Origin of the sequence: Streptomyces sp. NPDC090741, assembly GCF_044769045.1 — a bacterium.
Taxonomy (GTDB): domain Bacteria; phylum Actinomycetota; class Actinomycetes; order Streptomycetales; family Streptomycetaceae; genus Streptomyces.
Window position 1 is genome coordinate 335,214 of record NZ_JBIVXF010000004.1, and the last position, 14,046, is coordinate 349,259.

Below are 14,046 nucleotides of genomic sequence, written 5' to 3' on the forward strand. Positions count from 1 at the left end.
GCTCTTGGCGAGCCGCAGCGCCGACGGCGCCGCCGCCCACGGCTGCGGCTATGCGTCCGGGGCTTCGACTCCGCAGTACGCGGCGAAGGCGGTCAGGATCTCGTCCTCCGTGATGCGGCCGTCGGCGTCGGCGTCCAGGGTCGTCGCGATCTGCGCGGCCAGTTCGGGCGGGGTGCCCAGGACGCGCAGGACGCGGGCCGCCGCCGTCGGGGTCGTGCCGCGGCCGTCCTCGTCCGCCACCGCGATCACCCCGTGCAGGAACGGCCGCGCGATCTCCGCGAACCGCTGCGGGTTGTCCCGCAGCCGCTTCGCCGCCCCCGTGATGAACTCCTCGCGGGTCACCCGCTGGTCCCCGTCGACGTCCGCGATACCGGCCATCCCCTGCCAGAAGGCCTCCGCCCCCGCGAAGAGGCCCTGGCCCCTGTCCGACCGCGCGGCGGTGCCGAATTCGGCAAGCACCGCCCTCGCGGCCGCGCTGAAGTCCTCGCGGTCGATGTATCCGTTCCCGTCCTGGTCGAACGTGGCAAACCGGGCGGCGATCTTGCGCTCGTATTCTGCGCTGTCCATATGCGGCGTTCCGCCTTCACATGTGCGGTGGAGTTCAGTTCAAGACAAGGCAGGAGCGTAAGGCCTACGTGGCCTGCCCGTTAAGCGAAGTCGGCAAGCAGGTGGCCGCATCGAACCCGCGCACGGGAAGCGTGGCGGGGCGCGCACACCTGTACCCATGTGCCGCACCCGGCCCCACCGTTCACACCCCGCACCGCGTCTATCACGCAGAGCGCTCTTCCAGGGCCGCGTTCCCCCAAAACGGGCGCGAACCCGCCTCTGGCGACTACATTCGAGGCGTCGACACACGGCTGGGGGCAGTTATGCCGAAGGACGTACCACCTCGCTGGGACCGCCGCATGCAGCAGCGCCTCGCCCGCGGCGAGGCCGCCGCGCTCGGAGAGCTGTACGACCGCTTCGCCTCGCTCGTGCACAGCCTGGCGCACCGGGTCCTCGGCGACGAGACGGCGGCGGACCGGATCACCCGCGAAGTGTTCGGCTACATCTGGGAGAACCCCGACGCCTACGACCCCAAGCAGGGCTCCATGCGCTCCTGGGTCGCCCGGATCACCCAGGGCCAGGCCGTGGCCCGGCTGCGCCAGGCCGAACTCGGCCGCGGCTCGCGCGAGGAGCTCGAACAGAAGGTGCGCAGTGCCAGCGCCGCCGCCCGCGCGGACTACATCGTCACGTCCATGCCCGCGCCGCTGCGCGCCGCGCTGGAGCTCGCGTACTTCAAGCGCCGCGACTACCGGCAGGCCGCCGCCGACCTCCGCATCAGCGAGGACGAGGCCCGGCGCCGGCTGCGACTGGGCCTCCAACTGCTGTCGACCGCCAACGTCCTCCCCCAGGAGGACGCCGCTCCGCCCGGATACGGCCCGCCAGGATACGGAACGCCCCGATGAACGGCCCCGCAGACCCGCCCGACGAGGGATACGAGGAGCAGCGCCGCGGCGGTCCGGCGCGCATACCGGGTCCGCGCGGGGCCGCCGACGACCTCGATCCGCGGCACGCACCGGAGCCGCTGCCCGAGCCGCCCGCCGTACCGGAACCACCGCAGCCGCCGCGCACCCACGCCGTACTGAAGTCCCTGCTCGGCGCGTGGGCCCTCGCGGCCTGCTCCGCCGATGAGACCCAGGCGGTCGAGGACCACCTCACCGAGTGCGCGCAGTGCGCCGAGGAGGCGCTGCGGCTGCGCGACGCCGTGGGCCTGCTGCACCCCGAGGACAGCCTGGACCTCAAGCCGCTGCTGCGCTCGCGGGTGCTGGAGGACTGCCTCGGCAAACGGCCCGCCCGCATCCCGGTGCCGGCGTGGGCGAACCCGTACGACACGGAGACCGCGCGGCTCGACGCCCTGCTGCGCGACTTCGGCGACTCGGAGTGGCAGACCCCCGTACGGCTGAAGTGGTTCGAGGAGGAGCGGCGGCAGTCGCGCCGGACGACGGTGGCCGGGGTGATCGGGCACCTGCTGACGGTGGACGGGCTGGTCGCGACGGCGCTGGGCCTGGACGACCCGCTGGGCCCGGAGGCGCCGTCGGGCGCGACGGGCCGCACCGAGCACTTCTGGAGCTCCGCCGAGCAGCCCATCACCCGGCGGATCCGCGAGCCGTGGCGGGAGCAGGGCCACACGCTCGTGCGGACGGTGTCGTTCGCGGGCCGGGGCGTCGGGGAACTGTCGGTGGACTACGGGCCCTTCGCCCTGCCGCTCGAGGACGCGTTCCTGGAGCGGGCCTTCGAGTGCTGGGTGCACGCGTGGGACATCGCGGAGGCGGTGGACTACCCGTACGACCCGCCGTCCGGGCCCCACCTGAACCGGATGATCGACCTGGCGGCGCGGCTGCTGCCGAGCGCGCTGGCCCACCGGCGCCGGGCGGGCCTGGCGGCCCCGGCCCGCGGCCTGGTCGCGGCGGGCGCACCGGGGCGGACCCTGCACCTGGAGATCGAGGGGGCGGGCGGCGGCAGCTGGGACATCGCCCTGGACTCCCCGGCGGCGAAGCCGTCGCCGGAGCACACGGTGGCGCAGATCGCGCTGGACGGCGCCGAGTTCTGCCAGCTGGCCGCCGGGCACATCTCCCCGGAGGAGGCGGCCGTGGGCCAGCACGGCGACCGCGAGGCCATCCGCGACGTCCTCTTCGCGGCGGCCTCCCTGAGCCACCTCTAGGCCGAGTCGCTCCGCCGGTTCGCCCCGGCGGAGCCCCGGGGCCCGGGGCCCGGGGGACACCCCCTACGCGAAGACGACCGTGCGGGTGCCGTTCAGGAGCACACGGTGCTCGCTGTGCCACTTCACGGCCCGCGCCAGCGCCTGGCACTCCACGTCGCGCCCGATCGCCACCAGCTGGTCCGGCGTCACCTCGTGGCCCACCCGCTCGACCTCCTGCTCGATGATCGGGCCCTCGTCCAGGTCGGCCGTCACGTAGTGCGCGGTGGCACCGATCAGCTTCACACCGCGCGCGTGCGCCTGGTGGTACGGCTTCGCGCCCTTGAAGCTCGGCAGGAAGGAGTGGTGGATGTTGATGATCCGCCCGCTCAGCTCCTTGCACAGGGTGTCCGACAGCACCTGCATGTACCGGGCCAGCACCACGAGCTCGACGTTCTCGGCCCGGACCAGTGCCAGCAGCTGCGCCTCCGCGTCCGCCTTCGTCTCCTTCGTCACCGCGATGTGATGGAAGGGGACGCCGTACGAGCGCACCAGGTCGGCGAAGTCGGTGTGGTTCGAGACCACCGCCGCGATCTCGACCGGGAGCGCGCCGATGCTGGAACGGAACAGCAGGTCGTTCAGGCAGTGCCCGAACTTCGACACCATCAGCACGATCCGCATGCGCTCGTCGGAGCGGTGCAGCTGCCAGTCCATCCGGAACGAGTCGCCGATCGCGGCGAAGCTGGCCCGCAGCTTGTCGAGCGTCACCGGAGCGTCGGCGGAGAAGTGGACCCGCATGAAGAAGAGGCCGGTGTCGTGGTCGCCGAACTGCCGGCTGTCCTCGATGTTGCATCCGGTCATGAACAGGTAACTGGACACGGCGTGCACGATGCCCTGCTTGTCCGGGCATGACAGGGTCAATACGTACTGCTGGGGGGCCTGGGCCTGCGGGTCGTCGCTCATGACCCCACAGCCTTTCACACCCCGCGGCTCACGCCGCGCGGGTCAGGATCCTCAGCACTTCCAGCGACCGCGGCGGCTCGTCCGGTTCGTCCCCGTCCGCCGTCGCCAGCCGTACGTGCGCCTCGCGCGCGGCACGTACCGCCTCGGGCCAGGCGTGGTGCTCCAGGTAGGCGGAGACGGGGGCGTCGGGCCCGACCTGGTGCAGGATCCGCAGCACCCGCAGCACCGCGAGGTCCACGAGCGTGGCCTCCTGGGAGTCGCGGAATATCGTGCCGACGTATTTGTCCGCCGACCAGCTGTCGAGCCACGTGTCCTCGACGAGGCGGTACACGGCGTCGGTGACGTCCCCGTACCCCTCGACACCGGCGAGCCAGGTCTCCTCGTGGAAGACCGGGTCGGAAAGCATGTGGAGCGCCGAGCGCACGTTGCTGCGCCAGCGCCACCACGGCATGTCGTTCAGGGGCATGCCGCCCATGGTGGAGGAGCGGCCACCTCGGCGGGAAGGGTTCTTCGAACCTTGGGCGAATGTCACGCTTGCGATGTTACGTTCACGGCTTGCGCGATCTTGAAGCGCCTGTGCGCAATCCGCCCCCCGGCAATTCACCTTTGCGTCACCCAGCGTTGTGTCCATCTCACTCTCCAGTTACCCCTGGGGCGGAAGCGTGCATGGACATGACCGAATGGCGACGCACCGCTCCCCTGACCCGCACTTTGGTGGCAACGGCGATGGGCACCTGTCTCGTCGCCGGATGCGGGATGCTCCCCGGGGGCTCGGGGGGCTCCGGAAGCACCATCACGGTCATGACCTTCGCGCCGCAGAACACCAAGGCGACCAATATGCCCGGAATGCCGGGGATGGCCAAGGCCTATGAGGCCTGGGTCAATTCCAAGGGCGGGATCAACGGGCACAAACTGCGCGTACTGACCTGCAACGAGAAGAACACCCCGAACGGCGCCGCCGACTGCGCCCGCAAGGCCATCGACGAGAAGGCCGTCGCGGTCGTCGGCTCGTACAGCCAGCACGGACGCGCCTTCATGGCCCCGCTGGAGGCGGAGGGCATCCCCTTCATAGGCGGGTACGGAGTCTCCTCCGAGGAGTTCCAGAGCACCCTCTCCTACCCGGTCAACGGCGGCCAGCCCGTCCTCCTCGCCGGCGCCGGACACCAGCTGGGCAAGGCGTGCAGCCAGGTGGCCATCGTCCGCCCGGACACCCTCGCGGGCGACTCCATGCCGATCCTGCTCAACGCCGGCCTGAAGCTCAACAAGGCGCCCGAGGCCAACGACATCCGGGCCGCCGAGGACTCCGCGGACTACATCGCGCAGGCCCGCGAGGCCCTGGCCAACTCCTCCGGCGGCAAGGACCGCGGCTGCGTGACCGCCGTGCTCGGCGAGCGCACGGAGACGTTCTTCGACGCGTTCCGGCGCGAGGACGGCAAGCACAAGAACCCGCAGATCTCCTCGGTCCTCGGCAGCGTCAGCCAGGCCGTGGTCGACCGCACCGGCGGCAGGGAGAGCCCGTTCGAGGGCGCGTACGTCACGAGCTGGTACCCGGTGTCCACGGACGCGCTGTGGGAGCCGATGCGGAAGGTGATCTCCGACCACGCCTTCGGCAACGACGCCGTGGACCCGGACGACAGCGGGACGCAGACCACCTGGATCGCGTACACGGTGCTCAGCGAGACCCTGAAGCGGTTCAAGCCGGACGAGGACGTCACGGCGCGCAAGCTGTCGCGCATGCTCAACCAGCGGGAGCCGGTCAAGACCGGCGGGCTGACCCCGGACCTGAGCTGGCGTTACGGGGACATGCGCGCCGTCGCCGGCTTCCCGCGCATGGTGAACGGGCGCGTCAACTTCCAGGTCGTCCAGTCGGGCCGGCTGGTCGCCCAGCAGGGCGGCGAGCAGTCGATGGACATGACGGAGACCCTGGAGCAGGCGCCCCGCGCTGCGTAACGCCCGGCTTGCGACTACAGCTGGGACTTGTCCCGCTTGGTGAGGCCGTACTTGGCCGCGATCGCGTTCCACAGGCTCGCGGCCGACTCCTTCGCCCTGGTCGCCTCGCCGCTCGCCTTGTTGCCCTCGTTGGCGTTGCCGGTGCCCTTGGCCTGCCCGTCCTTGCAGCCCTTCTTGTCGCCGGCGGTGTCGTCCGCCCAGGCCGCGTAGCTGTTGTCGGCGGCCCCGGAGGACTGCCAGGCCTTGGTGAGCGAGGCGGCCAGCTTCACGTTGTCGGGGAGCTGGTCCATCTTCAGGTCCTGGAGGCGGGTGACGAGCTCCTCGCGCTGGCGGGCGGCGTCGCGCAGGTCGGACGCCGCCTGGCCGAGGTTGCGGCAGCCCTTGATGTCGTCGACGGAGCGGATCACGGCGGCGCGGCTGTCGTTGCTGTCCGCGAGGAGCTTGTCCAGCTGGACCGCCTGGGAACGGGCCGGATCCACGGGCGCCTCGGCGCCCGCAGCGGCCGAGCTTCCGGCGGTGGGGGTCACGGCCGCGGCCGCGGGGTCGTTGTTCTGCTTCTTGCCGTCGCTGAGCAGCGCGCCGACGCCGAGCCCGACGACGGCCAGGCCGATGACGACGGCGGCGATCACCCAGACCGGCACCCGCCGGGTCGCCTCCGGCCGGGGCGGAGGCGGGGGCGGGGCGTACTGCGGCTGCTGCGGCTGCTGCTGGACCTGGGCCTGGGCCTGGGGCGGTCCGGGCCGCTGCCCGCGCGGCGGATACCCCCGCGGCGGCGGCTGCCGGAGCACCGGCTCCTGCACGGGGGGCAACTGCCGCGTGTGCCCGGCATCGGCGCCGCCCTCCTCACGGAACAGCGCGTCGAACCCGTCGGTGACGGGCGGGATGTACTGCGTGGCGGCCTCATGGTGCGCGGCCCCGCCCGGTACGGGCGGAATGTACTGAGTCGCACCCTCGTCCGGCCCGGTTCCGGCCGGTACGGGCGGAATGTACTGAGTGGCGGCTTCGCCCTGCGCGGGCCCGGCCGGGACCGGCGGGATGTACTGCGTCGCGCCCTCACCGTGCGCGGGCCCGGCCGGGACCGGCGGGATGTACTGGGTGACCGCCTCGGGCAGCGGCGGGTAGCCGTACCCGTGCGGATCCCCCGGTCCCTCGTAGCCGGGTCCCACCACGTGCCCGGGCGCCGCCTGGGCCGACACGGGCGGATACCCGTACGCGGGCTGGGCCGGCTGCGCCTGGTCCGGATGCGGCTGCCCCGGCGCCGGCGCCGGCGGGTAGCCGTACGCCGGTCGGGGTGGCGGGGGGTAGCCGTCTGCGGGCTGCGGGTACGTCGGGTCGGGGCCCCATGGCGTACCCGCCTGCGGGCCGCCGCCCTGTCCGCTCTCCGTCACCGGGACTCCTTCGCCGACTACTCCGGTATTCCGAATCGTCGGCTCACGCTACCCGGTCACCCCCCAGCGCAGGAGGCCACCCAGGGGATGTCCCTAGGCCACCACCTCCAGCCGGGCGGTGAATTCCCGGGCCGCCGGCTCGTCGCGGTACGGGGCGAGCCGGCTCCGGAAGTCGTCCAGGTACTCCGCGCCCCGGTTCGAGCGGAGCCCCGACAGCAGGTCGGCCGCCTTCGCGGCCGTCTGGCATGCCTGCTCCACCTCACGCTGCTGCACCTGGGCCACCGCCAGCAGCAGCAGCCCGATCGCCCGGCGCCGCGCCTTGCCCGCCGGGAGCCCCCGCAGCGCCTCCTCCGCCTGCCGGGCCGCCGCGTCCGCCTGCCCCAGGTCCCGGTGGCAGTGCGCCAGCTCGTCCGCGAGGTACGCCGCGTCGAAGTGCCGGATCCACACCGGGTCGTCGCCCGACTCCGGCTCCGCCCGCTCCAGGGCGGTCACCGCCCGCGAGGACAGCACCGCCGTCGCCCGGGTGTCGCCCAGCAGCGCGTGCCCGCGCGCCTCGGCGGCGTAGAACATCGCCTCCACCCGTGGCGTGACCTGCCCGCGGGTCCCCTCCTGCGCAGCCCGCGCGAGCTGCGCGATCTCCCGCGGATTGCCCAGTTCCGCAGCGAGGTGGCTCATGGACGCCGCGAGCACGTAGCCCCCGTACGCCCGGTCCCCCGCCGCCTGCGCCAGTCGTAGCGCCTGGATGTAGTAGCGCTGCGCCAGGCCCGGCTGGCCGGTGTCCACCGCCATGTAGCCGGCCAGCTCGGTCAGTCTGGCCACCGCCGCGAACAGCGCCCGCCCGACCGGCTCCCGGTACGAGCCGCCGATCAGCCCGGACACCACGGAGTTGAGGTAGTGCACGACGACGGGCCGCACGTGCCCGCTGCCGAAGCGGTGGTCGAGGTCCTTGAGGGCGTCGGTCGTCGCCCGTACCGCCTCCACGTCCGGCATCCCGACGCGCGAGCCGCCGCTGCGCGCCACCTGCGCGTCGGCGCCGGTGATCAGCCAGTCGCGGCTCGGCTCGACGAGCGCCGAGGCCGCCACGCTGGAGCCCGAGAGGAAGTCGCGGCGGCCGACGTCGCTCCGCCACAACTCGCTGACCTGTTCGATGGCGCCGATGACGGTCGGGGAGAACTGCAGGCCGATGCCGGAGGCGAGGTTCTTGCCGTTGGCCATTCCGATCTCGTCGATGGTGACGGTCCGGCCGAGTTTTCGCCCCAGCGCCTCGGCGATGATGCCGGGCGCCCGGCCGCGCGGCTGCTGGCCGCGCAGCCACCGGGCCACGGATGTCTTGTCGTAGCGGAGATCGAGGCCGTGTTCGGCCCCGCACATGTTGACGCGCCGGGCGAGCCCGGCGTTCGAGCACCCGGCTTCCTGGATGAGCGCCTGTAGCCGTTCATTCGGCTGGCGCGCGACGAGAGGCCTGGCTGCCATGAAAACCCCCAGTAGCCGCGGGTGATCGTTGGAATGATCACTTCCCGCCTGATGTGCGGAGAATCATCCGCTCTGCGTCGTATCGCTACCCAACTGCGGCGCCTCGACCTCCTACGCGCCCCCACGCGTGCTCCAGTGCGCCCCGTATGCAGGGTCGATGCACCGCCCACCGGCCGGTTTACGCCCGTAACCCCGAGTGACCCCGGGAGTTGTGATGGGCGTGGAAGAGACCATCGGAGTCACGGAGACCGCACCCATCCCCAAGCAGCGCGGCGAGCAGCTGCTGGACCATGCCGTGCGGTACACGGAAGAACGGCACTGGGACGTCTTCGCCGGCACCTGGCTGGAGTCCGCGGACGGGCGGGAGGTGTGCTCCTGCGGGGCGCAGGACTGCCCGGCGCCCGGCGCGCACCCCACGGTGAAGGACTGGGCGGCGCTGGCCACGGGCAGCGCGGTCCAGGTGCGGCGGATCTGGGCGAAGCGGCCCGAGGCCTCGATCCTGCTGCCGACGGGCCGGACGTTCGACGCGCTGGACGTGCCGGACTCGGCCGGGTTCCTGGCGCTGGCGCGCCTGGAGCGGATGGAGCGCACCCTCGGACCGGTCGCCCTGACGCCCGACGACCGGATGCTGTTCTTCGTCCTTCCGGGCGCCGGGGCGAAGGTGCCGGACCTGGTGCGCAAGCTCGGCTGGTCGCCGGCCTCGATCGATCTGGCCGCGCGGGGCGAGGGCGAGTACGTGGCCGCCCCGCCCACCCGCTTCGGCGGCCGGGGCTCGGTCCAGTGGGCGCGCCGGCCCACCCCGGCCAACCGGTGGCTGCCGGACACGGAGGAGCTGATCGCGGCGCTGGCGTACGCCTGCGGGCGCGAGGCGGCGGCGGACCGGGACCGGCGGGGCGCCTGACCCACATCCCCGGGATCGCAGGTCAGGGCCGGGATGTTCGTGCCCGGAAACTCGTGACATAAGTAACTGCCCAGCCTCTCCCCGCCCTCCTATCGTGAGGAGGGCAAGACCACGGGGACGGGACGAGAGGCAGGCGCACATGCCGGACCAGGCAGTTGCGACGGGTGGGACGGACGGACCGGGCGGCGCGCGACCCGCGCCGACCGCCGGACGGGCGGCGGTACGGGTCGAAGGCCTGTGGAAGCGCTTCGGCGACCAGGTCGCGGTCGCGGGGATCGATCTGGAGCTGCCCGCCGGCCAGTTCATCGGCCTGGTCGGGCCGAACGGCGCGGGCAAGACGACGACGCTGTCGATGGTGACCGGGCTGCTGCGCCCGGACATGGGGCGGGTCCTCGTCGCCGGTCACGACGTGTGGAGCGATCCGGTCGAGGTGAAGTCGCGGATCGGCGTGCTGCCGGAGGGCCTGCGGCTGTTCGAGCGGCTGTCGGGCCGCGAGCTGCTCGGTTACATGGGCCGGCTGCGGGGGCTGCCGGGCGAGGAGACGGACAAGCGGGCCACGCAGCTGCTGGACGTCCTGGACCTCGCGGGCTCGCAGCACAAGCTGGTCGTGGACTACTCGACGGGCATGCGGAAGAAGATCGGCCTGGCCGCCGCCCTGCTGCACAACCCCGAAGTCCTCTTCCTGGACGAGCCGTTCGAGGGTGTGGACCCGGTGTCGGCGCAGACCATCCGCGGGGTGCTGGAGCGGTACACCTCCTCCGGGGCCACGGTCGTCTTCTCCTCCCACGTGATGGAGCTGGTCGAGTCGCTGTGCGACTGGGTGGCCGTCATGGCCGCCGGCCGGATCCGCGCCGCGGGCCCGCTGGCCGACGTACGGGGCGACGCGCCCTCGCTGCAGGCCGCGTTCCTGGAGCTGGTCGGTGCGGGCGGGCGCGACGCGGGCGACTCCCTGGACTGGCTCGGCGGGCAGGCGGCCCGATGAACGCCGCATCCGCCTCCGCCCCGACGGCCGGGCACACCTCGGCCGCGGCCCCGGCCGCCGCTCCCGCGGTCAACCTGACCTCGATCTTCGTCCGCCTCAAGCTCTCGCTGATCCGCAACGGGCTCAAGGGCTCGTCGAAGCGCAAGGCCGCGTACTTCACCTCGCTGGCGCTGTCGCTGGCGGTGGCCTGCCTCGCGATGATCGGCCTGGCCGTGCTGCACGGGAACGCGCACGCGGGCACGGTCGTCGTGCTGCTCGCGGCGATCCTGGCGCTGGGCTGGACGTTCATGCCGCTGTTCTTCCCCAGTGGGGACGAGACGCTCGACCCGAGCCGGCTGGTCATGCTGCCGCTGCGGCCGCGGCCGCTCGTACGGGCCCTGCTGGCCTCCTCGCTGGTCGGCATCGGCCCGCTGTTCACGGTCTGCCTGGCAGTGGGCTCGGTGGTGGCCGTCGCGCGGGGCGCGGCGGGCATCGTGGCGGCCGTGGTGGCCGTGCCGCTGCTGGTGCTGGGCTGCGTCGCGCTGGCCCGCGCGGTGGCCACGGCCAACGTCCGGCTGCTGACCAGCCGCAAGGGGCGCGACCTCGCACTGCTCAGCGGCCTGCTGATCGCGGTCGGCGCGCAGCTGGCGAACTTCGCCAGCCAGCGCCTGTTCCAGTCGGGCGGTCTGGCGCAGCTGGAGCCGGCCGAGGCCGTGGTGCGGTGGCTGCCGCCCGCGACGGCCGTCGGCATGGTGGACTCGGCGAGCGAGGGCGCGTACGGGGTGGCCGCGGCCCAGCTGGCCTTGACCGTCCTCGCGCTGGTCCTGCTGCTGCGGTTCTGGGAGCGGAGCCTGACCGCGCTGATGGTCACCCCGGACGGGTCGACGATCGCGGCGGCGAAGCCGTCGGGGAAGCGGGAGTCGGCGGGGGGCGCCGGTGTCTGGGCGTTCCTGCCGGCCGGGCGGACGGGCGCGGTCATGCAGCGCACGCTGCGGTACGTGGTGCGCGACCCGAAGACGAAGTCGGCGTGGGTGACGGCCCTGGCGATCGGCGTGATCGTGCCGGTCTTCAACGCCCTCCAGGGCACGGGCTCGCTGTACCTGGCCTGCTTCGGCGCCGGCATGCTCGGCATGCAGATGTACAACCAGTTCGGGCAGGACACCTCGGCGTTCTGGATGGTCGCGCAGACCATCTCGACCCCGCGGGAGGCGTTCGAGGAGCTGCGGGCCCGCGCGTACGCCCTGGCCCTGGTGACGGTCCCGTACACGGTCGCGCTCACGACGGCCACGGCGGCGCTCGTGCACAACTGGGCCTCGTTCCCGGCGGCGCTCGGGGTGGCCCTGGCGCTGCTCGGTTCGATGCTGTGCACGGGCGCGCTGGCCTCGGCCCGGTTCCCGTACTCGATCCCGACGGACGGCGCCTTCAAGAACGTCGTCCCGGGCCAGGCCGGCCTCGCCTGGGCGGGCATCTTCGGCGGCATGCTGGCGTCGGCGCTGATCTGCTCGCCGGTGATCGCGCTGACGGTCTTCCTCAACGTGACGGACCAGCAGTCCCTGACCTGGATCCTGCTGCCGCTGGGCGCGGCCTGGGGCACGTTCGCGGCGTGGGCGGGCCTGCGCCTGGCGGCGCCGACGGTGGCCAGGACCCTTCCGGAGATCCTGCTGGCGGTCAGCAAGGGCTGAGCTGCAAGGACTGGGCTGCGGGCATACGTGATCCGCGTACGGGAGGGGGTGACGGGCTGCTGCCCGCCACCCCCTCCCGCGTTTCTCAGCGGGCGGCGCTTCTGATCCGGTCCAGGAAGGGTTCCAGGGCTGCGCGCCAGGCGGCCGGCTGGTCGTAGTGGAGGTAGTGGCCGGCGTCGGTGATCTCGGCGTACTGGCCCGCCGGGAGGACGCGGACCATCTCCTGGGCCTCGGCGCGGCCCAGCTCGCCGTCGAGGCCGCGGACGACCAGGGTCGGGCAGCGGACCTGGGCCAGCTCCTCCCAGTGCGCGTCGTGGACCCAGGTCTCGCGGGCGGTCAGCATCTGGCGGCGGGAGAACAGGGGGCGCCAGCCGTCGGGGGCCTGGTGCATCACCTCGGCGAAGAAGGAGCCGCGGCCGGGGTCGGGGCGTTCCACCCGGGGGTCGTCCTCGCCGAACCAGCGGCGGGCGGCGTCCTGGGTGGGGAAGGGGAGGGGCCAGCGGCGGAACCATTCCTCCCATTCCTGCTGGGAGGCCTCGCCGAGGGCGGAGGCGCGCATGTCGCAGATGACCAGGGCCTCGACCAGGTCGGGGCGGCGGGCGGCGAGCTGCCAGCCGGTGAGGGCGCCCATGGAGTGGCCGATCAGCGTCACGGGGCCCAGGCCGAGCTGCTCGATGACCGCCTCGGCATCGGCCACGAACGCGTCGCGCCCCAGGGGGGTCGAGGCTCCCGGGCCGGCGGCGGGGCGCTCGCTCTGGCCGTGGCCGCGCTGGTCGAGGGCGACGACGCGGCGGTGCTCGGAGAGCCAGCGGGCGGTGCCCGCCCAGTGGAAGGCGCGGCCCATCAGACCGTGGAGTAACAGCACCCCGGGCACGTCGGGATCCGGGGGCGCGGTGGGGGGCGATTCCCGGAACTCCCAGGCAGCCAGGCGCACACCGTCGGCCCCTGTCACATCGATGCGCTGTACCACGGCAGATGCACCCCCTTCGCTCGCGGCCAGACTATCGAACCCGTATTCGAAAACGGGGTTCTCGTCTTCAACACCGCTCTTTCGAGTGACCTTGCTCAAGGATTGGCCGCCACTGCCGATGGAGATCCTTTCAACAGGGAGGCGGGCCGCTCGGGGAAGACGGTCCGAGGGGATGACCTTGAGAGCTCGGGGCTCCAGGTCAGCAAAGGGGAGGACCGGTCCCGGCGCCGCAAGGCGCCGGGACCGCCCACATCTACCCCCGTCCACCACCGTCTACCACCGGCAGTGCCGTGTGCCGGCCTTCGCGCAAGCCTTCAGCGCTTGGCCACGAACACGTGCGAGGCGATATCCGCATCCAGCTCGGCGGCCTCGCCACCGCTGCCGACCAGCACCCCGCCCGGCGACTCGGTCACGCTGACCACCGAGCCGGGCTGCACGCCCGCCCGCCGCAGCGTGTACATCAGCTGGGCGTCCGTCTGGATCGGCTCCCCGATCCGGCGCACGACCACCGTCTTGCCGTCCGCACCCGGATCCAGCTCCGACAGGCTGACCATGCCGTCCTCCAGGAACGGGTCCGCCTCGGCCTTCTCGCCCAGCTCCTCCAGCCCCGGGATCGGGTTCCCGTACGGCGACTCCGTCGGGTGGCGCAGCAGCTCCAGCACCCGCCGCTCCACCGCTTCGCTCATCACGTGCTCCCAGCGGCAGGCCTCGGCGTGCACCTGCTCCCACTCCAGGCCGATGACGTCGACGAGGAGGCATTCCGCGAGCCGGTGCTTGCGCATCACGCGCGTCGCCAGCCGCCGCCCCTCCTCCGTCAGCTCCAGGTGGCGGTCGCTCGCCACGGCCACCAGGCCGTCGCGCTCCATGCGCGCCACGGTCTGGCTCACCGTCGGGCCGCTCTGGTCGAGCCGCTCGGCGATGCGGGCGCGCATGGGGACCACGCCTTCCTCTTCCAGCTCGAGGATGGTGCGGAGATACATCTCCGTGGTATCGATCAGTCCGGACATTCGTGCCCCTCGGATATCGTGCGCTGGCCCTGCACCCAATTCTGACGCATCGCGCCGACAACCGTCCCGTG

At 72.7% G+C, this 14,046-nt stretch carries 13 protein-coding genes; 6 read left to right on the forward strand and 7 right to left on the reverse strand.

All coding sequences use genetic code 11. The features are described from left to right. Positions 1–48 precede the first annotated feature (48 nt). Positions 49–567: an EF-hand domain-containing protein gene (locus tag ACIQU4_RS13665; RefSeq protein ID WP_385590287.1), complete on the reverse strand. Its 519-nt coding sequence runs from the start codon at positions 565–567 to the stop codon at positions 49–51. A 302-nt stretch (positions 568–869) separates the two neighbouring features. On the opposite strand from ACIQU4_RS13665, the gene ACIQU4_RS13670 reads away from it, so the two are divergent. Both ACIQU4_RS13670 and ACIQU4_RS13675 read left to right on the forward strand, forming a co-directional pair. After that, complete coding sequence (locus ACIQU4_RS13670; protein ID WP_385590285.1) at positions 870–1,448, forward strand: sigma-70 family RNA polymerase sigma factor; 579 nt, start codon at positions 870–872, stop codon at positions 1,446–1,448. Then, complete coding sequence (locus ACIQU4_RS13675; RefSeq protein ID WP_403729080.1) at positions 1,445–2,704, forward strand: maleylpyruvate isomerase N-terminal domain-containing protein; 1,260 nt, start codon at positions 1,445–1,447, stop codon at positions 2,702–2,704. The genes ACIQU4_RS13670 and ACIQU4_RS13675 overlap by 4 nt, the downstream gene beginning before the upstream one ends. 63 nt (positions 2,705–2,767) lie before the next feature. Here the strand turns inward: ACIQU4_RS13675 and purU are convergent, their stop codons facing one another. Together purU and ACIQU4_RS13685 are read right to left on the reverse strand one after the other, a co-directional pair. Then, on the reverse strand, positions 2,768–3,643 hold the full coding sequence (purU, locus tag ACIQU4_RS13680; RefSeq protein ID WP_403729082.1) for a formyltetrahydrofolate deformylase: 876 nt from the start codon (positions 3,641–3,643) through the stop codon (positions 2,768–2,770). Between the two features lie 28 nt (positions 3,644–3,671). Continuing rightward, positions 3,672–4,118 (reverse strand): hypothetical protein, encoded by a 447-nt coding sequence (locus tag ACIQU4_RS13685; RefSeq protein WP_390908080.1) that lies wholly within the window; start codon positions 4,116–4,118, stop codon positions 3,672–3,674. Between the two features lie 197 nt (positions 4,119–4,315). Here ACIQU4_RS13685 and ACIQU4_RS13690 point away from each other — a divergent pair, with 197 nt between their 5' ends. Next, positions 4,316–5,593, forward strand: coding sequence for an ABC transporter substrate-binding protein (locus ACIQU4_RS13690; protein ID WP_403729627.1), 1,278 nt, complete (start codon positions 4,316–4,318; stop codon positions 5,591–5,593). 14 nt (positions 5,594–5,607) lie between these two features. Here the strand turns inward: ACIQU4_RS13690 and ACIQU4_RS13695 are convergent, their stop codons facing one another. After that, positions 5,608–6,981 (reverse strand): hypothetical protein, encoded by a 1,374-nt coding sequence (locus ACIQU4_RS13695; RefSeq protein WP_403729084.1) that lies wholly within the window; start codon positions 6,979–6,981, stop codon positions 5,608–5,610. Positions 6,982–7,074: 93 nt separating this feature from the next. Next, entirely contained in the window at positions 7,075–8,454 is a 1,380-nt protein-coding gene (locus tag ACIQU4_RS13700) for a transcriptional regulator (protein ID WP_403729087.1), read from the reverse strand. A 220-nt stretch (positions 8,455–8,674) separates the two neighbouring features. On the opposite strand from ACIQU4_RS13700, the gene ACIQU4_RS13705 reads away from it, so the two are divergent. From ACIQU4_RS13705 to ACIQU4_RS13715, 3 genes are all read left to right on the forward strand, one after another. Beyond that, a complete protein-coding gene (locus ACIQU4_RS13705) occupies positions 8,675–9,355 on the forward strand; it encodes a bifunctional DNA primase/polymerase (protein ID WP_403729630.1) in 681 nt (226 codons plus the stop codon). 139 nt (positions 9,356–9,494) lie between these two features. Beyond that, positions 9,495–10,337 carry an ABC transporter ATP-binding protein gene (locus tag ACIQU4_RS13710; RefSeq protein WP_403729089.1) on the forward strand — a complete coding sequence of 281 codons (843 nt, stop codon included), beginning with the start codon at positions 9,495–9,497 and terminating at the stop codon, positions 10,335–10,337. Continuing rightward, entirely contained in the window at positions 10,334–11,998 is a 1,665-nt protein-coding gene (locus ACIQU4_RS13715) for a transporter (RefSeq protein WP_403729092.1), read from the forward strand. The genes ACIQU4_RS13710 and ACIQU4_RS13715 overlap by 4 nt, the downstream gene beginning before the upstream one ends. Positions 11,999–12,083: 85 nt before the next feature. Here the strand turns inward: ACIQU4_RS13715 and ACIQU4_RS13720 are convergent, their stop codons facing one another. Next, complete coding sequence (locus ACIQU4_RS13720) at positions 12,084–12,968, reverse strand: alpha/beta fold hydrolase (protein WP_403729095.1); 885 nt, start codon at positions 12,966–12,968, stop codon at positions 12,084–12,086. A 314-nt stretch (positions 12,969–13,282) separates the two neighbouring features. Continuing rightward, the gene (locus tag ACIQU4_RS13725) at positions 13,283–13,975 is read right to left on the reverse strand and encodes a metal-dependent transcriptional regulator (protein ID WP_403729098.1); all 693 of its coding nucleotides are present in this window, start codon (positions 13,973–13,975) and stop codon (positions 13,283–13,285) included. Positions 13,976–14,046: the final 71 nt, after the last annotated feature.